This is a genomic window from Morganella sp. HSTU-ASny43 (assembly GCF_022819185.1).
In the GTDB taxonomy this organism is placed as follows: domain Bacteria; phylum Pseudomonadota; class Gammaproteobacteria; order Enterobacterales; family Enterobacteriaceae; genus Morganella; species Morganella morganii.
Genome location: NZ_WSPG01000019.1, coordinates 22,254 through 43,958, shown reverse-complemented (window position 1 = coordinate 43,958; position 21,705 = coordinate 22,254). Strand labels below are relative to the sequence as shown.

The 21,705-nt window shown below is 51.0% G+C and carries 19 protein-coding genes; 10 read left to right on the top strand and 9 right to left on the bottom strand.

The window, feature by feature from the left end:
* Positions 1–69: 69 nt before the first annotated feature.
* The 4 genes from arnT to sodC all read left to right on the top strand — a co-directional run bounded on the left by arnT (position 70) and on the right by sodC (position 4,020).
* On the top strand, positions 70–1,767 hold the full coding sequence (arnT, locus tag GN208_RS11460; RefSeq protein ID WP_243828375.1) for a lipid IV(A) 4-amino-4-deoxy-L-arabinosyltransferase: 1,698 nt from the start codon (positions 70–72) through the stop codon (positions 1,765–1,767).
* A gap of 91 nt (positions 1,768–1,858) precedes the next feature.
* The gene (locus GN208_RS11455; RefSeq protein WP_004235392.1) at positions 1,859–2,344 is read left to right on the top strand and encodes an NlpC/P60 family protein; all 486 of its coding nucleotides are present in this window, start codon (positions 1,859–1,861) and stop codon (positions 2,342–2,344) included.
* Positions 2,345–2,400: 56 nt separating this feature from the next.
* The gene (locus GN208_RS11450) at positions 2,401–3,417 is read left to right on the top strand and encodes a lipoate--protein ligase A (RefSeq protein ID WP_004235393.1); all 1,017 of its coding nucleotides are present in this window, start codon (positions 2,401–2,403) and stop codon (positions 3,415–3,417) included.
* 75 nt (positions 3,418–3,492) lie between these two features.
* Positions 3,493–4,020 carry a superoxide dismutase family protein gene (gene sodC / locus GN208_RS11445; protein WP_004235395.1) on the top strand — a complete coding sequence of 176 codons (528 nt, stop codon included), beginning with the start codon at positions 3,493–3,495 and terminating at the stop codon, positions 4,018–4,020.
* Between the two features lie 52 nt (positions 4,021–4,072).
* Here the strand turns inward: sodC and GN208_RS11440 are convergent, their stop codons facing one another.
* Positions 4,073–4,441, bottom strand: coding sequence for a helix-turn-helix domain-containing protein (locus tag GN208_RS11440; protein ID WP_004235398.1), 369 nt, complete (start codon positions 4,439–4,441; stop codon positions 4,073–4,075).
* Positions 4,442–4,682: 241 nt separating this feature from the next.
* Between GN208_RS11440 and GN208_RS11435 the strand changes: the two genes are divergently transcribed.
* Positions 4,683–5,309, top strand: a complete 627-nt coding sequence (locus GN208_RS11435) for a hypothetical protein (protein WP_015422757.1) — start codon at positions 4,683–4,685, stop codon at positions 5,307–5,309.
* Here GN208_RS11435 and GN208_RS11430 read toward each other — a convergent pair.
* The 7 genes from GN208_RS11430 to GN208_RS11400 form a co-directional block, all read right to left on the bottom strand.
* Positions 5,306–6,106, bottom strand: coding sequence for a heme ABC transporter ATP-binding protein (locus tag GN208_RS11430; RefSeq protein ID WP_004235402.1), 801 nt, complete (start codon positions 6,104–6,106; stop codon positions 5,306–5,308). The two genes, GN208_RS11435 and GN208_RS11430, sit on opposite strands and share 4 nt — an antisense overlap.
* A gap of 1 nt (position 6,107) precedes the next feature.
* Positions 6,108–7,100 carry an iron ABC transporter permease gene (locus tag GN208_RS11425; protein WP_243828374.1) on the bottom strand — a complete coding sequence of 331 codons (993 nt, stop codon included), beginning with the start codon at positions 7,098–7,100 and terminating at the stop codon, positions 6,108–6,110.
* Positions 7,097–7,927: an ABC transporter substrate-binding protein gene (locus tag GN208_RS11420; RefSeq protein ID WP_004235406.1), complete on the bottom strand. Its 831-nt coding sequence runs from the start codon at positions 7,925–7,927 to the stop codon at positions 7,097–7,099. The genes GN208_RS11425 and GN208_RS11420 overlap by 4 nt, the downstream gene beginning before the upstream one ends.
* The gene (locus tag GN208_RS11415; protein WP_004235408.1) at positions 7,924–8,991 is read right to left on the bottom strand and encodes a hemin-degrading factor; all 1,068 of its coding nucleotides are present in this window, start codon (positions 8,989–8,991) and stop codon (positions 7,924–7,926) included. Before GN208_RS11415 ends, GN208_RS11420 begins: the two co-directional genes overlap by 4 nt.
* 107 nt (positions 8,992–9,098) lie before the next feature.
* Positions 9,099–9,287, bottom strand: coding sequence for a hemin uptake protein HemP (locus tag GN208_RS11410; protein ID WP_004235410.1), 189 nt, complete (start codon positions 9,285–9,287; stop codon positions 9,099–9,101).
* Between the two features lie 199 nt (positions 9,288–9,486).
* Positions 9,487–10,536, bottom strand: coding sequence for a 3-deoxy-7-phosphoheptulonate synthase (locus GN208_RS11405; protein ID WP_004235412.1), 1,050 nt, complete (start codon positions 10,534–10,536; stop codon positions 9,487–9,489).
* A 146-nt stretch (positions 10,537–10,682) separates the two neighbouring features.
* Positions 10,683–11,546 (bottom strand): pyruvate, water dikinase regulatory protein, encoded by an 864-nt coding sequence (locus GN208_RS11400; protein ID WP_004235416.1) that lies wholly within the window; start codon positions 11,544–11,546, stop codon positions 10,683–10,685.
* Positions 11,547–11,764: 218 nt separating this feature from the next.
* Between GN208_RS11400 and ppsA the strand changes: the two genes are divergently transcribed.
* Entirely contained in the window at positions 11,765–14,143 is a 2,379-nt protein-coding gene (ppsA, locus tag GN208_RS11395; protein WP_004239083.1) for a phosphoenolpyruvate synthase, read from the top strand.
* A 474-nt stretch (positions 14,144–14,617) separates the two neighbouring features.
* Here the strand turns inward: ppsA and ydiK are convergent, their stop codons facing one another.
* Positions 14,618–15,733, bottom strand: a complete 1,116-nt coding sequence (ydiK, locus tag GN208_RS11390; protein ID WP_015422756.1) for an AI-2E family transporter YdiK — start codon at positions 15,731–15,733, stop codon at positions 14,618–14,620.
* 209 nt (positions 15,734–15,942) lie between these two features.
* On the opposite strand from ydiK, the gene GN208_RS11385 reads away from it, so the two are divergent.
* From GN208_RS11385 to sufB, 4 genes are all read left to right on the top strand, one after another.
* Positions 15,943–19,011 carry an FAD-binding and (Fe-S)-binding domain-containing protein gene (locus GN208_RS11385; protein WP_243828373.1) on the top strand — a complete coding sequence of 1,023 codons (3,069 nt, stop codon included), beginning with the start codon at positions 15,943–15,945 and terminating at the stop codon, positions 19,009–19,011.
* 34 nt (positions 19,012–19,045) lie between these two features.
* Positions 19,046–19,471, top strand: coding sequence for a hotdog fold thioesterase (locus GN208_RS11380; protein ID WP_015422754.1), 426 nt, complete (start codon positions 19,046–19,048; stop codon positions 19,469–19,471).
* A 338-nt stretch (positions 19,472–19,809) separates the two neighbouring features.
* The gene (gene sufA / locus GN208_RS11375) at positions 19,810–20,190 is read left to right on the top strand and encodes a Fe-S cluster assembly scaffold SufA (protein ID WP_004235425.1); all 381 of its coding nucleotides are present in this window, start codon (positions 19,810–19,812) and stop codon (positions 20,188–20,190) included.
* Positions 20,191–20,205: 15 nt separating this feature from the next.
* Complete coding sequence (gene sufB, locus GN208_RS11370; RefSeq protein WP_004235427.1) at positions 20,206–21,690, top strand: Fe-S cluster assembly protein SufB; 1,485 nt, start codon at positions 20,206–20,208, stop codon at positions 21,688–21,690.
* Positions 21,691–21,705 lie beyond the last annotated feature (15 nt).

The window sequence follows — 21,705 nt, the reverse complement described above, 5'->3', positions numbered from 1 at the left end:
GGTCTTAATGGAAGTAACAGAGATGGTTACCTTATTGTTATAAAATTGTATCCTTGTCCGGAGGTTATATTGGACGTTAACAGCCGTAAGTCCGCGTTTAATGTGGCGTATCCGTCTGCCGCAATGTGGGCTGTGTTATTTCTGTTGTTTATTGCAGTGACCTATTTTATTCCTTTGGAATTCCGTGCGTTATGGCAGCCGGATGAAACCCGCTATGCGGAAATAAGCCGGGAAATGCTGGCTGACGGCAACTGGGTGGTGCCGCATCTGCTGGATATCCGCTATTTTGAAAAACCGGTGGCGGGTTACTGGGTAAATAACATCAGTCAGATGCTGTTCGGTCACACACAATTTGCAGTGCGTTTTGGTGTCCTGTTCTCGACGATGATCAGCACATTGCTGGTTTACCGGCTGGCAATGAAAATGTGGGATGAGAAAGTCATCGCCCGTACAGCGGCCTTCCTGTATGCCAGTATGTTACTGGTGCTTGCTCTCGGAACCTACAGTACGCTGGATCCGATTCTGACCATGTGGGTCACACTGGTGATTTACCTCAGTTATGGCCTGACTACCGCACAGTCACGCCGTGCATTGCTGGGCTACTGGATCACCTTCGGGCTGGCCTGCGGCATGGCGCTGATGACAAAAGGCTTTCTGGCATTGGTGCTGCCTGTTATTGCACTGATACCGGTGCATATTTTCTACCATCGCTTTAAAACCATGCTCTGTTATTGCTGGGCGGGAATTGCGGCTGCCGGGCTTATCACGCTGCCGTGGGCGCTGGCGATATATCATGCCGAGCCCGATTTCTGGCGCTATTTTGTGATGGTTGAGCATATCCAGCGTTTTATGAGTAAAGAGGCGCAAAACCTCTCGCCGTTCTGGTTCTTTATTCCGATTCTGTTTGCCGGTGTTTTACCCTGGAGTGGTTTTTTATTCGGGGCATTAAAACAGGGCTGGCAACAGCGCCGTGAAAATAAGCCATTATTCTTCCTGTTGTGCTGGACAGTATTACCGTTCTTATTTTTCAGTATCGCCAAAGGAAAATTACTGACCTATATTCTGCCGGTTATTGCACCACTGACGATCCTGATGGCAGCGTATATCCATACTCTGATTAAGAAACAAGCCGTTTCAATCTTTAAACTGAACGCGGTGATCAATATTATTTTGGGCGGTTGCGCCGTTATTGCCCTGCTGGTAATCAATAATCTGGAAAATACCCTGGTGTATTCTGCCGCTGAGCGCGGTAAATTTATCGGCGCCATTGCGATTTTCCTGTTCTGGATTGTGGTTTCAGCGCTAACCCTGATAAAAGGGTGCCGCTACTGGATGCTCGCGGCATTTTGTACCGTGGCGATCAGTTTATCAGTCAGCTCACTGTTACCGGAGCGGACTGAACGGGCAAACTTACCGCAGATCTTTATTCAGAAGAATGCCGCATTGCTGAAAGATGCCCGTTATATTCTGGTCAATAGTGTTGGCATCGGTACATCAGCAGCATGGGAATTGCAGCGCAGTGATATTTATATGTTTGATCGCCCGGGAGAACTGAAATACGGGCTGAGTGACTTATATCCGGATACCCGGGAAAGGTTCATTTCGCATGATGATTTCGAATCCTGGCTGAAAAATGCTCGTAAAACCGGTAATGTTGCGCTGATTCTGCGTGATCGTCACGGGGTGGATGAGAACGATGTCTCACCGGCCGATGAAATGGTCACTGATGAAAACCTGACATTACTGTATTACCGGAAAATGCCTTAACATCCGGTAAAATACGGCAAATATTGACTTTCACCCGCAGATATTAATACAGTAATGCGGGTTGAAGGTCTGCCGCACCGGGGATAATACAATGAAAATCATATTCCGTTCTCTGCTTTTTATCTGCGTATTAGCCGTTGTCGGCTGTTCATCAACGCCGCGTAAATATCATGCACCGCCGATCAAAACAGAATTATCGGACCCGATTATGGTGATTGCCCAGTTGCGGGAACAATTATCGCAATGGTACGGTACGCCATATCATTACGGCGGAATGGATTTAAACGGCATTGATTGTTCCGGTTTCGTCTACCGGACATTTAATGACCGCTTCGCTATTTCTCTGCCGCGCACCACCAAAGCGCAGACAACCTACGGCACCCGGATCGATGTTGAGGATTTACAGCCCGGTGACCTGGTATTCTTTAAAACCGGCGGTGGCGAGAACGGGTTACATGTCGGCATTTATGATTCTGACCGTGCCTTTATTCATGCCTCGACCAGCAAAGGTGTGATGCGTTCCAGCCTGGATAACGTTTACTGGAAAAAAGTCTTCTGGCAGGCGCGCAGACTTTAAAATCACCGGGATAAATATGCTATCTTATCGGCAGCCTATTTTTTCCGGGGGACAACATGTCGTCACTTCGTCTTTTTATTTCTGATTCCTTTGATCCGTGGTTTAACCTTGCCGTTGAAGAGTGTATTTTCCGGCAGATGCCTGCTGACCAGCGCGTGCTGTTTTTATGGCGCAATAATGACACCGTGGTTATCGGCCGGGCACAAAACCCGTGGAAGGAATGTAATACCCGCAAAATGGAATCTGACCATATTAAATTAGCCCGGCGCAGTAGTGGCGGCGGGGCGGTATTCCACGATAAGGGAAATACGAATTTCACCTTTATGGCCGGGAAACCGGAATATGACAAAACGGTTTCCACCAATATTATTCTCAGTGGCTTATCCCGGCTCGGCATTTCGGTATCGGCATCCGGCCGTAATGATTTGGTGGTTAACTGCGAAGACGGTGAGCGGAAAATTTCCGGCTCGGCATACCGGGAAACCAAAGATCGCGGCTTCCATCACGGCACGGTATTAATTAATGCGGATTTAAGCCGTCTGGCGGATTATCTCAATCCGGATCCGAAGAAATTGCAGGCCAAAGGGATCACTTCTGTCCGCTCGCGGGTGACCAATCTGACGGAAATTATTCCCGGGATTGACCATGAGCAGGTGTGCGAAGCGATTAAAGCTGCGTTTTTCGACTATTACGGCGAAAAGGCAGAGGCGGAACTGATTTCACCGGATTCACTTCCTGATCTGCCGGGATTTGCCGAGACCTTTGCCAGACAGAGCAGCTGGGACTGGAATTTCGGCAATGCACCGGCCTTCAGCCATCTGCTGGATACCCGCTTTAAATGGGGCGGGATTGAACTGCATTTTGATGTGGAGCGCGGCATGATCAGCCGGGCGCAGATTTTTACTGACAGCCTTGACCCGGCCCCGCTGGAGCAACTGGCACAACTGCTGACCGGTCAGCGGTACAGCGCTGATGCTGTAACGGCGGTATTCACTGAGCTGATGGCCGGTTATCCGGACATGCACGATGAGCTAATTCAGTTGCGGGACTGGTTGGTGGCAGAGCTTCAGTAAAATATGCCGTTAATCTGAAAGACAATCCGGGTCGGTGCCGTAGGATAGGTGAGGAATAATAAACTGAAGGAGCATATGATGAAAAAACTCATTCCGTTGTTAATCCTGATGGGGGCATCAACCTCCCTGGCTGCAACTGAGCGCGTTACCCTGCATGAAGCGACAGAAAAAGGTGCCGGTAAGGTTATCGGCACTATTGATATTCAGGAAACGGATTATGGTTTGCTGTTTACACCGGCGCTGAATGGGTTACCGCCGGGCGTGCACGGGTTTCACATCCACGAAAATCCGTCCTGTGATGCTGCAGAGAAAGAGGGTAAACCGGTACCTGCCCTGGCCGCAGGCGGCCATTTTGACCCGGCAGGTACAAAAGTTCATGCCGGGCCATATGCTGACGGCCATTTGGGCGATTTGCCGGCACTGTATGTGACTGATGACGGGAAAGCGACCACGCAGGTGCTGGCACCACGCCTTAAAAAACTCAGAGAGATCAAAGGGCATGCCATTATGGTTCATGCGGGCGGTGACAATCATTCAGATTCACCGGCACCATTAGGTGGTGGCGGCGCTCGGATTGCCTGCGGCGTGATAGCAGCAGAATAAAAAATATCCCCGTTTGGCCGGTTGCGGCAGGCGGGGATATTTTTTCAGCTGTTTAGTGTGAACCGCACTCCATAAAACAGCGCGGTTCCGGCAACTGACCGTGATCACGGAATTTTGCCGGTGTGGTATTGAAATGTTTTTTAAAGATGCGGGTAAAGGTTGCCTGTGAGCTGAAGCCATACTGCAACGCGATATCCAGAATAGACATATCGTTATCGCGCAGAGATTTAGCTGCTTCCAGCAGGCGGCGCTTACGGACATACTCACCTAATGTGCATCCCTTGATATCTTTGAAAATACGCTGGAGATGCCATTTTGAATAACCGCTCTTATCCGCAATAGTATCAATCTTGATCCCTTCATTGCGCTGTAACTGGGTTTCCAGCCATTTGATAATATCGTTCACTACACTTTCTGACATGTTCACCTCCCAAAATCGGGCTTACAATCTATAAATTTTAATAGTCACATATGTTATTAACCATATTTTATGAATTTTCCAAGAATTGTGTAGGCAAATCGTGCCTTTCATGATTGAGAATCATTATCAGACCAATAGATGAAACCAATTGTTTTATTACCAGCATATAGCACCATATGTCACCAATTATAGTTTCAATATCGATAGAATCTTCCGACGATAAATATAATTCAGGATGGTTATGTCACAGCAATTTCGGTTTCTTTTTGGGGCAATGGGACGTTTTTTTATGCTGGCACTGATTATGGCTGCCAGTACAGGTCTGTTGTTTATTGATATTCTGGTTCTTAAGAATGATTTGGGTGAAGACTCGGTGACAGAAATTGTTGCTGAGGTGATGCTGCTGGCAGTGATTGTGCTGTTATTTCGCAAAGGGCTGCGGGAGCCGGAGGACAGGGCGGGCTTTTTTCTGATAGCCGGATTTTTTGCCAGCATGCTGATCAGAGAATTGGATCAGATTTTTGACTATATTTCCCACGGAGCATGGTTCTGGTTTGCTGTCCCGGTCTCGCTGATTGCGATTATCTATGCTTTTCTGCATCCGCGCACGGCGGTTAACGGGCTGTACCGTTTTGTCTCTCATCCGGCATACGGCATGATGGTTACCGGTTTGCTGGTGGTGCTGGTTTTTTCCCGCCTGTTCGGTATGGGAATTTTATGGCGCGGTATGATGGGTGATGATTTTAACCGGCTGGCAAAAAACTTGGCCGAAGAAGGCTGTGAATTACTCGGCTACACCTTATGTCTGCTTTCGGCAATCATGTTTTGCCGCAAACAACGGGTTACGGCAAAACCTGATCAACATTAAGGTGCAAGTAACACAGATGTATTGCCGGTAAGCGGATGGCGGAGCGTTATCAGGTCTGCCTGATAAGTTTCCGCCAGTACCGTTTTTTGCAGCACCCCGGCCGGTGTTCCCTGACGGACAATGCGGCCGTTATTCAGCATTATGACGTGATCAGCATATAAAGAGGCCAGATTCAGGTCATGCAGAATGCAGAAGACCGCCAGGGAGGTTGCACTTACACGCTGTTTCAGCATCCGCATCAGGTGTTGCTGGTGATGAAGATCCAGTGCTGCAGTCGGTTCATCCAGTAATAACAGACGAGGGAGAGGCAGCGGACAGCTTAGTTGCATCAGTGCACGCGCCAGATGAACCCGCTGTTGTTCACCACCGGAAAGCTGATACCAGCGTTTCTCCAGCAGTGGTTCACAGGCCGTCAGGTGTATCACTTCATCTGTGGTTGATTGGTGTATGTACTCTCTGTGCAAATCCCCCAATGCAATAATATCTCTGACCCGGTAGGGGGCAGAGATAACACTTTGTTGTGTCATGACCGCCCTGATTTGTGCCAGTGCACCGGCAGACCAGGACGCCATTGGTTTTCCGCGCAGCATGATCTGACCGCTGTCACAGCGATAATAGCCGCTGAGTAAACGAAGAAAAGTTGATTTACCTGCGCCGTTCGGGCCGGTAACCGCAGTGATGGTTCCGCAGTGCAAAGTCAGGGAGATATCACTGACTACCGGCTGTCCGTGACGGGAAAAACTGACATTCTCTGCAACCAGCACCGGTGGCGGATTATTGACGGTTATACGGGGCATATCATTCCTTCACAGAGAAAATCAGCCAGAGAAAATAGGGTGCACCAAGTAATCCGGTCAGTAATCCGACCGGGATTTCTGCTGGTACCACCAGTGTGCGGGCGAGTGTATCGGAGAGCAGTAACAGCAGTGCACCGGCAAGGGCTGATGTCACCAGCAGAAGCCGGTGGTGCCAGCCGAAAATCATACGCATCAGGTGCGGGATAACCAGGCCGATAAAACCGATAATCCCGCTCAGTGCCACGGCAATCCCGGTGAGCAGGGCACTGATCAGCAGGACACACTGTTGTGTCCGGCGGACATTCACTCCGGCATAATGTGCTTCTTCTTCTCCCAACTGAATCATATCCAGCGGACGTGCCAGTCTGAATGCGGCATAAAACACAGGGAGTGCCAGCACGATAGCAGGCAGAAGCAGAGTCCAGCTGATGTGCCCGGTGCTGCCCATCATCCACAGTGAAAACTGACGTAATTCTTTATCATCACTCAGATAATTGAGCACGCCGACAAAGGACATACTGATTGCGTTAACGGCAATGCCGCACAGCAACAGACGCAGCAAAGGCTGACGGCGGCGGTTGAGCAGAAAAATCAGCCCGCTGATACAAAGTGCGCCGCTGAAGGCAGTAATAATATGCAGATACAGTGTGACTGCACCACTCAGATAAGGCGCGATAAAGACAATCCACAGTGCCACCGCAACGGCTGCGCCGCTGCTGATCCCGAGCAAACCGGGGTCTGCCAGCGGGTTGCGGAATAATCCCTGCAATAATACCCCGGCGGTGGCCAGTGCCATACCCACCAGAACTGCCAGAACAATCCGCGGCAGACGGACAGATAACCAGATCTGCCAGAGTTGCGGGGTTACTTCACCCCGCAGGAATGCGCTGACAGAAACCGGCAGTCCGCCGGTATTCATGGCCGTCAATATCATGATCACCAACAGAAAACAGAGGCACAGGCGGCGCAGATGAAAGGCGGGCGGATTATTCATAACACGGCTGCTGCCTCCATCGCTTCACGTAACTGATGCAGTGTATCCGGGGTTTGTAACCCGAAGCCGAGAAACCCCATATCATCAGCCACCAATACCCGCTTATGTTTTCCGGCAGGTGTCTGAGCCAGCCCCGGTAACTGCCAGAGATTGCCGGTGCTGCCGAGAGAAGCCAGACCGCTGCGGGTGATCACCACTAAATCGGGCTGAGCGGCAATCATTCCTTCTGCTGACAGCGGGCGATAACGGCGGAAAGAAGCGGCTGCGTTTCTTCCGCCTGCACTGCGGATAAGGCTGTCTGCCGCCGTATCTGTACCGGCTGCCATCGGAGCAGTACCGGCGTGGCTGAGCAGAAACAGTACATTCACCGGCAGTGGTGTCTGCGGTACAGCATCCAGTTTCCGGTTAATGTCAGCGACCAGTACAGCGGCGGCTGACTGTAAGGCCAGAGCCTCCGCAATCTGACGGACTTTCGCGGTAATAGCCGGTAGTTCTGCCGCAGCACTGACAGTGACGACAGGGATACCCGCCGCGCTGATCTGCGATAAAACGGCAGAAGGATAAGCCAGTTCACTGGCGAGGATCAGTGAAGGCTGAAGCGACAGCAGACCTTCCGCATTCAGAAGCCGCAGATAGCCGACATCCGGCAACTGAGTGACCTGCGGCGGATGCTCGCTGGTGGTATCACGGGCAATTACCCTGTCACCGGCACCGAGAGCAAAAACAATCTCCGTGACATCACCGCCAAGGGTAATAATGCTGCCCTGCATACTGCGTGCAGACGGAAAAAAACAGAGCAGCAGTAGCAGGAGGACATATTTTTTCATGCCGCCGCCTCACCGCTGCAGTCTGTCAGCAGGGCATTAATCTGACTGCGCCAGATCGTTTGTTCCGGTTCACCCTCGGTGCGCTGTCCGAACAGCTGGGCGATAGCCTGACCGTTTTTATCAAATAATTCCAGGCTGGTGACAATACCGTCTTTGGTGGGTTTGCGGGTAATCCAGGATTCCGCAACAGCCGATTCGATCAGATGGAGAGTGAACGACGGATTGAAAATATTGATCCAGTGCTGTCCGTCGCGGGGGCTGATATAAGGTTCAACCCGGCCAATGGCGCCGGTAAAAATCTGTACACAGCCCCGGTTGGCGACAAAGATCATAATGTCATTCTGTTCTTCCGTACACTGAGTGAGCAGGCGTGATAACGCGCTGTTATCCACCCGCTGTGCCAGGGTGTTATCCACACAACGGAATGCCTGCAAGCGGCTGATATTAAATATTTTTAACAGAACAAAAAATTGGTGAACATCCGTCATTTGCTGCCAGTGACGGGTAAATTCAGCCTGCTGCTCCGGTGTCAGTGATGTGCAGGCCGGGATGACGGCCGGTTCCGGAACAACCTGCGGGTTATCATACGCGGCGAACTGTGCTGTCAGGTGATGCCAGACCCCCATATCGGTATCAGCGGTGGTATAAATTTTGTGGACGGCATCTCCGTGGCGGTCAAAAAACTGAAGGCTGTGGCGCAGACCGCGCGGAGTATTTTCCGCGAAGGCAAATACTGTCTGCCACTGAGACAGAAAAAAGCGTAAATCCAGCCCGTACGGGTTCAGCAGCAGGCAGGCGTGTTCCCCGAATTCAGCATTATCATAGGTGCCGGTATGTTCATGTACCGCGTGGTCATTGCGGGTGATGCCTTTCAGCTCCCCGGCGGTACCCAGCATCCGGAAAATGGCGGGGATATCCCGGGTGAGGCGGCAGGCGTCATAACCGGCCCGGCAGTGTGCCAGTTCTGCCTCGGATATGCCCATCTCAGCGGCGATATCACGGGCGTGGATAAGATGTCCCTGTTCTTTCAGGGCAAGGTAACGGGAGAGTGTTTCACTGTGCATAGCAGATCCTTACTTTTTCGTGATCTGCACCAAACCGGCGCAGACCGGATAACCGGTATTAAAAAGTAAGCTGGCTGCCTTAAGGAAACAGGTGGCTGGCCTGTGTGTTATTTGGTCAGAATAAGTTTTCCGTTTTTAGTCCTGCGCAGGTGATATTCCTCATTCTGATGGCGGATAATAATCCGCTGCTGCGGCCCCAGGAGTGCTTCACTGCTGATAACCGTGATTTTATCTGTTGCTGTATTTTTATATCCGGTAAGTACGGATATCACATAATTCTGATTATTTTCAGTCATATAATTTTATTTGATATCAATTCGCATTCGCAAATTATTATCAGCAGCTGACGAGAGTGGTTCAAGTGATTTTTTCCGAGAGAGGGAATTTACACGGAAAAAGTGAGCGGCATCTCAACTATATGGGGAAGGAATGATAACTGCGGGTGATGAATAAACAGGATGCGGGTGCATCCTGTTTCGTAACAAGGGAATAGTTTCAGCTGAAACGGGCATCCGCCGCATCAGCCAGAATATCCAGCATGGTGACGGTATCTGCCCAGCTCAGGCACGGATCGGTAATTGACTGCCCGTAAACCGGCGCTTTGTGATTCACCAGTTTTTGTGTGCCTTCCTGAATAAAGCTTTCGGCCATAACACCGGAGATAGCCCGCGAGCCGTCTTTAATCTGCTGTGCGACATCTTTGGCGACATCCAGCTGACGGCGGTGGATTTTCTGACAGTTGCCGTGGCTGAAATCAATCACCAGATGTTCCGGCAGATCAAACTGGCGCAGTTGATCACAGGCGTGAGCAATATCACCGGCAGCATAGTTCGGTGTCTTACCGCCGCGCATAATAATGTGCCCGAACGGATTGCCTTTGGTCTGATAAATCGTCATCTGCCCGTCTTTATCCGGTGACAGGAACATATGACCGGCCTGTGCGGCGCGGATGGCATCAATCGCAATTTTGATATTGCCGTCAGTACCGTTTTTGAAGCCGACCGGGCAGGAGAGTGCGGAGGCCATTTCGCGGTGGATCTGGCTTTCCGTGGTCCGGGCACCGATAGCCCCCCAGCTGATAAGATCCGCAATATACTGCCCCGTGACCATATCAAGAAACTCGGTGGCTGTCGGGACATTCAGTGCATTAACGTCGATCAGCAGTTTGCGCGCCAGCCGGATACCTTCATTGACCTGACAGGAGTTATCCAGACGCGGATCTGAAATCAGTCCTTTCCAGCCGACCACGGTACGCGGCTTTTCAAAATAGGTGCGCATCACAATTTCAAGGCGTGAGCTGTATTTCGGCAGCAGTTCGCTCAGGCGCTGTGCGTAATCCAGTGCGGCGATCGGGTCATGCACGGAGCAGGGGCCGACAATCACCAGCAGACGCGGATCATCGCCGGTTAAAATACGTTCAATGCGGGTTCGTGATGTGGTGACATTCTTATTAATTGCTTCTGTGGCCGGAAACTCACCGGCCAGCGCAGACGGGGTGATCAGTTTGTCTATCGCCCGTGTGCGCAGTTCATCCGTTTTTTCCATAGATTAGTGCTGTCTCTGAATTCGGTCAGTTGCTGTGTTAAACCACAGTGATACCGATCACAATAAACGAAAACGTGATGATTACAAGATACAATTGCAGAAAGTGGATCACCGCGGGAATGTGATCCACTTAACCGTTTCCGCTGTCAGAACATACGGCGGTTTAATCCCAGAGAATCGATGATTTTTGTCGATATCTCTTCCACCGAATAGTTGGTGGTATTGAGGTAGCTGATTTTGTGTTTGCGGTACAGCGCTTCCACCTCTGCCAGCTCCATCCGGCACTGACGGATTGAGGCGTAGCGGCTGTTTTCACGGCGCTCTTCGCGGATAGCAGCCAGACGCTCGGGGTCAATGGTCAGACCGAATAACTTATTATTATACGGCTTCAGGGCCGCAGGCAGCTGCAGGTTATCCATATCATCTGCGGTGAACGGATAGTTGGCGGCCTGGATACCGAACTGCATGGCCAGATACAGGCTGGTCGGGGTTTTACCGCAGCGGGAAACGCCGAGCAGAATAACCTGCGCCTGATCCATATTGCGCAGGGAGACACCGTCATCATGTGCCAGTGCGAAATCAATGGCCGCGATACGGGCATCATACTGGCTCAGATTGCGCTTGGATAAGCCGTGGGTCCGGTTGAATATCGGCTGCGGATCCATCTGAATCTCTTTCTGAATCGGCGCGACCAGGGTTTGCACTATGTCCTGGCAGCAGCCCTGACTGCCGGTGATGGCTTCGCGCACGTCCTGACAGATAATGGAGTAGAACACCAGAGGGCGTAACCCGGTGGTTTCAAAAATGGTATCGATTTTTTGTCTGATTTCCAGCGCGCGCTCGACAGTTGCCACGAACGGCAGGGTGTAAGCGATAATATCAATAGGGAATTGTGACAATACAGCATGACCTAATACTTCCGCCGTAATTGCCGTTCCGTCAGAAATAAAGAAGACACTCCGTGTTTCTTTATTTTGTGTATCAGAAGATGAGCCGGTTGTGATAGACATGTTATTTATTTTCCTATGTTTTTTGCTGAATCGATAATCCGGAGCAACGGCACAAATAAATTAAAACATGATTATAAAGGATAAAAAAATATTGTAATCGGGTTGATCGATTCACCTGTCTATATTCTTACAAACATTGTGATAATCTGTTTCTGATGCTCAGCAGAGCCCGTATTTCCGATTTTACCTTCTTTTGAATGTTAAAAGGATTGCTTGCAATGTCCAACAATGGTCAAACCCCGTGTAATGTACTTTGGTATAACCAGTTAGGTATGAATGACGTACCCCGTGTCGGTGGTAAAAATGCGTCTTTAGGCGAAATGATAACCAATCTTTCCGGATTAGGCGTGTCTGTTCCCAATGGTTTTGCCACCACGGCACAGGCCTTCAATGACTTTCTTGAGCAAAGTGGCGTCAACCAGCGCATTTATGAGCTGCTGGATAAAACGGATGTTGACGATGTCAACCAGCTGGCGAAAGCCGGTGCGCAGATCCGCGCATGGGTAATTGATACCCCGTTCTCCGCGGAATTTGAGCAGGACATCCGTCACGCGTATGAGCAGCTGTCCGAAGGCGAGAAAGGCGCATCTTTTGCTGTGCGTTCTTCCGCAACGGCTGAGGATATGCCGGATGCCTCCTTCGCAGGACAGCAGGAAACCTTCTTAAACGTGCAGGGTATTGATGCGATCATGGTCGCCATCAAGCACGTATTTGCCTCATTATTTAATGACCGCGCGATTTCTTACCGCGTGCATCAGGGCTATGACCACCGTGGTGTTGCACTGTCTGCCGGTGTTCAGCGCATGGTGCGTTCTGACCTCGCGTCTTCCGGCGTGATGTTTACTATCGATACCGAGTCCGGTTTTGACCAGGTTGTCTTTATCACATCCGCTTACGGGTTGGGTGAGATGGTGGTACAGGGCGCGGTAAACCCGGATGAGTTTTATGTCCACAAACCAACCCTGGAAAAAGGCCGTCCGGCTATTGTCCGCCGCACCATGGGTTCCAAGAAAATCCAGATGGTTTATGCGGATGACACCAGCCACGGCAAACAGGTGCGTATTGAGGATGTGGATGCAGAAAAATGCAAACGTTTCTCACTGACCGACAGCGAAGTGGAAGAACTGGCAAAACAGGCCGTTACCATTGAAAAACACTACGGCCGTCCGATGGACATCGAGTGGGCGAAAGACGGTAACAACGGCAAACTGTATATCGTTCAGGCGCGTCCGGAAACCGTCCGCTCTAACCAGCAGGTGATGGAACGTTATCAGCTGAACGGCCAGAGTAATGTGCTGGTTGAAGGCCGTGCAATCGGTCACCGTATCGGTGCCGGTGTGGTCAAAGTTATCCATGACCTGAGCCAGATGGATCGTATTCAGCCGGGTGATGTGTTAGTCACTGATATGACTGACCCTGACTGGGAACCGATCATGAAGAAAGCGGCGGCGATTGTTACCAACCGCGGCGGTCGTACCTGTCACGCGGCAATCATTGCCCGTGAGCTGGGGATCCCGGCGGTGGTTGGTTGCGGTGATGCCACCGAACTCCTGAAAGAAGGCCAGGAAGTGACTGTTTCCTGTTCTGAAGGGGATACCGGTTACGTCTACGGCGGCAAACTGGATTTTGATATCCACTCTTCTGAAATCGATAAAATGCCGGAAGTGGGCACCAAAATCATGATGAACGTCGGTAACCCTGACCGTGCATTTGACTTTGCCTGCCTGCCGCATGAAGGTGTCGGCCTGGCACGTCTGGAATTTATCATCAACCGTATGATTGGTGTGCACCCGCGTGCACTGCTGGAATTTGATCAGCAGACTCCGGAATTACAGGCTGAAATCCGCAGCATGATGCAGGGCTATGATGATCCGGTTGAATTCTATATCGGCCGTCTGGTTGAAGGGATTGCCACTATTGCTGCGGCGTTCTATCCGAAGAAAGTGATTGTCCGTCTGTCTGACTTTAAATCCAACGAATATGCCAACCTGGTCGGCGGGGATATCTACGAACCGCATGAAGAGAACCCGATGCTGGGCTTCCGTGGTGCAGGCCGTTATGTGCATGATGATTTCCGTGATTGTTTCGCGCTGGAATGTGAAGCAGTGAAACGTGTGCGTAATGATATGGACCTGACTAACGTCGAAGTGATGATCCCGTTTGTCCGTACTGTGGCACAGGCAGAAGCCGTGGTGAATGAACTGGCGGTTCATGGTCTGAAACGCGGTGAAAACGGCCTGCGTCTGATCATGATGTGTGAAATCCCGTCAAACGCACTGCTGGCAGATCAGTTCCTCGAGTATTTCGATGGCTTCTCTATCGGCTCCAACGACATGACACAGCTGACACTGGGTCTGGATCGCGACTCCGGTGTGGTTTCCACTCTGTTTGACGAGCGTAACGATGCGGTGAAAGCGCTGCTGTCGATGGCTATCAAAGCGGCGAAAGCACGTAACAAATATGTGGGAATCTGTGGTCAGGGGCCATCCGACCACCAGGATTTTGCTGCCTGGCTGATGGAGCAGGGAATCGACAGTGTTTCTCTTAATCCGGATACTGTAGTGAAAACCTGGATTTCATTAGCAGAAAATCACTGATTCAATCATTTAAAATGATTAAAAGCCCGGATTATTTCGGGCTTTTTTTTCGTATTCAGTGTTAGAATGTCTGTGCGCACTTAAGGCAAATCAAAATAAAACCAAATCAGATACCCTGAATTACAGGCAAAAAAAAAGCCTATCATGGGCTGACAGGCAAAGACTACACACAGCAATATTTGTATTCGGAAGGTATCATTGTAATGAATAACAATACCTTTTAATTCGTTACTTGATGGCTGATATATTAAAATAATTAAGATATGCCTGCATTAAGAATTGTCTCAATATATATATTTACTGATTGTTAGATAAGTGAAATATATTCAGAACCTCTGTCCGTATCCGGAATAAGTCCGGTGCAATTCTCTCAATGTATATTAATATTTCAAATTATTAATGCTATTTATGAACCATATTTGAATAATTAATTAAATATATCAGAGGTGCACTTCTGCACCTCTGATTAAAAACTTATTCTTTTTCTGAGAGTTGTTCTTCCATATAAGCGCGAACCTCGGTCAGGTCATCTGACGGCTTCGGCACATCATTCATCCACGCTTTCAGCAGTGTGTAAGAAACTGCCAGCACGACAGGGCCGATAAAGAGCCCGATCATTCCGAGCGATAACATCCCGCCGATAACGCCGGTCAGAATCAGGACCATCGGTAAATCCGCCCCCATTTTGATGAGGTACGGGCGCAATACGCCATCCATGGTGGCAACAATACCGGCCCAGACAATCATGACGACAGCCCAGGTGGTATCTCCGGTCCAGAACAGATAAATGATGGACGGGATCATAATCAGCAGCGGTCCGAGTTGTGCCACACAGCAGATAAAAATAAGCACCGTCAGGATGGCGGCAAACGGCACACCGGCCAGCCCCAGCCCCAGACCACCGATAATTGCCTGAGTTAGTGCGGTGACCACCACACCCAGTGCCACGGCGCGTACAGACATCGCTGCCAGCAGTACGGCGGCATCGCCGCGCATGCCGGCGAGGCGCAGAGCAAAGTGACGGAAACCGCGCATCGCTTCTTCACCCTGAAGATAGAGCAGAGCACTGAACAGCAGCATAATCGCCAGATGGAACAGGAATTTACCGGCACTCAGCAACTGAGTCAGGAACCAGGCCGCGCCCTGTCCGAGGTAAGGCTGGATTTTGGCCATCATCGCGTTGCCGCCGCTGGCGACCAGGGTTGTCCAACTGGCAAACAATTTCGGCCCGATAACCGGGATTGAGTCAAGCCAGTAGAGCTCCGGCAGTGTCAGCTGCCCCGGGGATTTGACCCAGCGCATCAGCGGCTCGCTGTTCTCGACAATACTGTTGATAAGCAGCGCCAGCGGAAAGACAAACAGCAGAATAATCAGCATGACCATCACAGATGCGGCTATCCAGCGGCTGTTACGGACACGGCGGCGGATTGCGGTATAAACCGGCCAGGTGGCAATCACTATCATACCCGCCCAGACGAAGCCCGGAAGAAACGGACTTAATACCCAAAAACTAATGACAATGAGAATTGATATCGCTCCGACGGCGAATATTAGTTTAGGTAAATCATAACCCGGTTGCGATTTTTCCACGGATAAGTTTCCCTTTGTAAATGAATTAACTGGTTGTTCCCGATAAAGGAGCGCAAATATTGCGTTATTTTATTGCAGGCGCAAAATGAATACATTGTGTGTTAAGGTGAATATTCTCGCATGAATCATGCATCAGAATGAAGAGTTAACCACATAATTATATTGTCAGATTTGCAATGTGACCATTTATGATAAAAGAGCCGCAGATAATGATCCCACGATTAACGCAATCCCCACAGGTAAGCCCGGCGGTTGAACGTTATATTCACGCCCTCAATGAAAGCGGATTTACCGGCGATACCACCACCCGCTATGGCGATCGGCTGACACTCGCGACCGACAACAGTATTTATCAGCTTCTGCCGCAGGCAATCGTTTTCCCGCGTTCGACCGCTGATGTGATTCTGGTGATGCGCCTTGCCGCACAGGATGAATTCCGTTCGGTTACCTTTACCCCGCGCGGCGGCGGTACGGGCACTAATGGTCAGTCGCTGAATAACGGTGTGGTGATCGATTTATCCCGCTATATGAACCGCATTCTTGAAATTAACCCGGAGCAGGGCTGGGTGCGGGCGGAAGCGGGTGTGATTAAAGATCAGCTCAATGCGTATCTGAAACCGTACGGCTATTTTTTCGCGCCGGAGTTATCCACCTCCAACCGCGCCACTCTCGGCGGAATGATTAACACCGATGCTTCCGGCCAGGGCTCGCTGGTGTACGGCAAAACCTCTGACCATGTGCTGGGGCTGCGCTCGGTACTGCTTAGCGGTGATCTGCTGGATACCGCGCCGCTGCCGGTCAGCGAGGCGTGGCGCTGTGCACAGGAGGAAAGTGCGGCGGGGGAACTTTACCGCACCACACTGGAGAGTTGCGAAACTCACCGGCAGACCATTCTGGACAGCTTTCCGAAGCTCAACCGCTTTCTGACCGGTTATGATCTGCGCCATGTCTTCAGTGATGATATGCAGACCTTTGATCTGACCCGCATCCTGACCGGCTCGGAAGGCACTCTGGCGGTGATCACTGAGGCAAAACTCAATATCACGCCGATCCCGGAAGTGCGCCGCCTGGTGAATGTCAAATATGATGCATTTGATTCCGCACTGCGCAATGCCCCGTTTATGGTGGAGGCTCAGGCGCTGTCAGTGGAAACCGTGGATTCAAAAGTGCTGAATCTGGCGCGAGAAGATATCGTCTGGCATTCCGTCAGTGAATTGATCACGGATGTGCCGGATAAGACCTTGCTGGGATTAAATATTGTCGAATTCTGCGGTGATGATGAAGCACTGATTGACGGGCAGGTTGCGTCACTGTGTGAACGCCTGGATTCATTAATGGCAAATAATGAAGCGGGTGTGATTGGCTATCAGGTCTGCCGTGAACTGAGTGGTATTGAGCGTATTTATGCAATGCGCAAAAAAGCGGTGGGTCTGCTCGGTAACAGTAAAGGGGCGGCAAAACCGATCCCGTTTGTCGAAGATACCTGTGTGCCGCCGGAACATCTGGCGGATTACATCACAGAGTTCCGCGCGCTGCTGGACAGTCATCACCTGGAATACGGCATGTTCGGTCATGTGGATGCGGGCGTATTGCATGTGCGTCCGGCGCTGGATATGTGCTCTCCGGAACAGGAAATGCTGATGAAGCAGATTTCCGATGATATTGTCGCGCTGACTGCCAAATACGGCGGGCTGCTGTGGGGTGAGCACGGTAAAGGGTTCCGGGCACAGTACAGTGAGGCTTTTTTCGGTGACACGCTGTATCGCGAACTGCGCCGTATCAAAGGGGCATTTGACTCGGAAAACCGGCTCAATCCCGGCAAAATTTGTGCGCCGTTAACCAGTGACGCACCGATGATGCAGGTGGATGCGATCAAGCGCGGCACCTATGACAGAACAATCCCCGTTGAGGTCAGAAATACTTTTTCCGGCGCGATGAACTGTAACGGCAACGGCCTGTGTTTTAATTTTGATGTCAAAAGCCCGATGTGTCCGTCAATGAAAGTGACGCAATCACGCTTTCACTCGCCGAAAGGCCGTGCCGGGCTGGTGCGCGAATGGCTGCGGCTGCTGACAGAGCAGGGCACGGACCCGGCGCTGTTATCACGGGCCGTACCGCAGAGCCGGATCTCTCTGCGTGGTCTGATTGAAAAAATTGGCAATACGCGGCGGGCATCCCGCGGGGAATATGATTTCTCCCATGAAGTGAAGGAATCGATGTCCGGTTGTCTGGCCTGCAAAGCCTGCTCCACACAGTGCCCGATTAAAATTGATGTACCGGAATTCCGCGCCCGGTTTCTGGCGCTCTATCACGGACGCTATCTGCGCCCGCTGCGCGACCATCTGGTGGCGAATGTGGAAGCCGGTGCACCGCTGATGGCGAAAGCGCCGAAGATGTTTAACTTTTTCCTGAAACAGCCGTGGGTGCAGAAACTCAGTGAAAAAGCAGTGGGTATGACCGATTTACCGCTGCTGTCGTCACCGTCACTGAAACAGCAGCTGGCGGGGAGCAACGCGGTTTCCGTCACCCTGGAAATGCTGGAAAGTATGAGTGAGGAACAGCGCCGCGCCGGGCGCTATCTCTTTATCGTTCAGGATCCGTTCACCAGCTATTTTGACGCAAAAGTGGTGGCCGATTTTGCCGCACTGACGGAAAAGCTTGGTTTTCAGCCGGTGCTGCTGCCGTTCAGCCCGAACGGAAAAGCGCAGCATATTAAAGGTTTTCTCGCCCGCTTTGCCCGTACGGCAAACAAAACGGCGGATTTCCTCAACCGGGTGGCACGGCTCGGCTGTCCGATGGCGGGTGTCGATCCGGCGCTGGTGCTCTGTTACCGCGATGAATACAAAACTGTTCTGCCACCGGAGAAACAGCAGTTTCGCGTGATGTTAGTCCATGAATTTCTGACAGAATATGCGGATTTATTACCGGTGAAAGATATCAGTGAGGATACTCCCCCCTGGTATCTGTTCAGCCATTGTACCGAGGCCACTGCACTGCCGGACAGTGTGAAAATCTGGCAGAATCTCTTCCGCCGTTTTGGTGCCTCACTGCAGTCTGTCAGTACCGGCTGCTGCGGTATGGCGGGGACCTACGGTCATGAGATGCCGAACCTGGCGCGCTCGAAAGGGATTTATCAGCTTTCCTGGGCGCAGCCGTACCAGTCACTGCCATCAGAGCGCTGTCTGACCACCGGATATTCCTGCCGCAGTCAGGTAAAACGGATGGAAGGCAAAGTGATGCTGCACCCGTTGCAGGCGCTGCTGACACTGGTATCCTGACAGCGGGATAAAACACGACGCGGAGAACTGATTAATGATATGGAAACGACCTGCAACACCGGCAGAACTGAATCGCATCTCGGAAGGGAATATGCTCAGCCACCTGGGCATTGTCTTCACGGCAGTGGAGCCGGAGCAGTTAATCGCGACGATGCCGGTTGATGAGCGGACAAAACAGCCGCACGGCCTGCTGCACGGCGGGGCATCGGTGGTACTGGCAGAAAGCCTCGGCTCTGTGGCCGGTTATCTGTGCAGTGAAGGGGATGAAACCGTGGTCGGTGTTGAGATTAACGCCAACCATGTGCGTGCGGTGCGCAGTGGTGTTGTTACCGGTTATTGCAAGGCGATACACCTCGGACGCAACCAGCAGGTCTGGTCTATTGAGATTTTTGATGAGCAGCAGCGGTTATGCTGTATTTCCCGTCTGACCACCGCGATTCTGCGCGGGTCAAAAAATTAACACCTGAGCAACATGTCAGCCGGTATTGCGTGAATTCCGCCCGGAATTTCCGTGTACCGGCACTTCTCTTCAAAAGTCGTATTTATAATGATCCTTTTGTGCCATTGATACTGTACTGGCTGGTACGGTAATAAGTATTTATCATTGATAAATAATCTCTTTTATAAACAAAAGATTAATTCATTTTCCGCTCAAAAATGATAACGCCCGCCCGACATGTTTGTCTATTATTTAAGCAGCAATCGGAATATCCTTTCAAAGCAAGTGGTTGAAGTGAGAAATATTATCATTAACATGATGTTTACGGAGAGCTCCCGTCGAATTTTATGAGGTCAATAATGACAACGCACAGCACCAACCCGGTGGAAACTTTTTCACTGAATGATAATGACTGGACAGGTATCACACTGACAGCGGCCGCTGCAAAGCAGATTGTGACACTGATGAAAAACACCCCGGACAGTATCGGGCTTTGCCTGAGTGTCAAACAATCCGGTTGTGCCGGGTTTGGTTATGTTTTTGAAATGATTAATCAGGCGGATGCAGAGGATATGTTGTTTGAGCGCGACGGCGCCCGGCTGTATGTCCCGCGCAAAGCCATGCCGTTTATTGACGGCACGGAAGTGGATTTTGTCCGTGAAGGGCTGAATCAGATATTTAAATTTAATAATCCGAAAGCTCAGCATGCCTGCGGGTGTGGTGAAAGCTTCGGGGTTTAAGAGCGAAGCCATATTATGTCTCAGAGCAATGCAGAGATTGGTGAAGACGTCCAGACCTGGCTGAATGACGGACGCTATAAAGAGGGCTTCTTCACTAACGTCGCCACGGATGAACTGGCGAAAGGGATCAACGAAAATGTGATCCGCGCCATTTCCGCCAAACGAAATGAACCGGAGTGGATGCTCAATTTCCGGCTGGAGGCTTTTCAGCACTGGCTGGGGATGGAAGAGCCGCACTGGCTGAAGGCGAAGTATCCGCAGCTGGATTATCAGGATTACAGCTATTACTCCGCGCCGTCATGCGGCTCGTGTGATGATACCTGCGGCTCACAGCCGGGGGCGGTGCAAAGCCCGGCGGGCAGTTTCCTGACCAGTGAAGTGGAAGAAGCCTTTGAAAAACTCGGCGTGCCGGTTCGCGAAGGGCAGGCGGTGGCGGTGGATGCGATTTTTGACTCCGTATCCGTCTCAACCACTTACCGTGATGAGCTGAAAAAACACGGTGTGATTTTCTGCTCGTTCGGGGAAGCGATTCACGACTATCCGGAACTGGTGCAAAAATACCTCGGTACCGTGGTATCCAATCACGATAACTTTTTCGCCGCACTTAACTCGGCGGTTGCCTCTGACGGCACCTTTGTTTATGTCCCGAAAGGGGTGCGCTGCCCGATGGAATTATCCACCTATTTCCGCATTAATGCAGCCAAAACAGGCCAGTTTGAACGCACCATTCTGATTGCGGATGAAGGCAGTTATGTCAGCTATATCGAAGGCTGCTCCGCACCGGTGCGTGACACTTATCAGCTGCATGCGGCGGTTGTGGAAGTGATCATCCATAAAGATGCGGAAGTGAAGTATTCCACTGTTCAGAACTGGTTCTCCGGCGGTGACAGTGAAGGCGGCATCCTCAACTTTGTCACCAAGCGGGCACTGTGTGAGGGTGAAAATTCCAAAATGTCATGGACACAGTCTGAAACCGGCTCTGCTATCACCTGGAAATACCCGAGTGTGATCCTCAAAGGGGATAACTCTGTCGGTGAATTCTTCTCTGTTGCCCTGACCAACGGCACACAGCAGGCGGATACCGGTACCAAGATGATCCACATCGGCCGCAATACCAAATCCACAATTATCTCGAAAGGGATTTCCGCCGGGAGAAGCCAGAACAGCTACCGGGGACTGGTGAAGGTGCTGCCGGGGGCGGAAAACGCCCGTAACTTTACTCAGTGTGACTCAATGCTTATCGGCACAGAGTGCGGCGCACACACTTTCCCGTATGTGGAAGTGATGAATAACAGTGCGCAACTGGAGCATGAGGCCACCACCTCGCGTATCGGTGAAGACCAGCTGTTTTACTGCTTACAGCGCGGTATCAGCGAAGATGACGCCATCTCAATGATTGTAAACGGTTTTTGTAAAGATGTGTTCTCTGAGCTGCCGCTGGAATTTGCCGTGGAAGCACAGAAACTGCTGGCGATAAGCCTGGAACACAGTGTCGGTTAATCCATCAGAATCAGC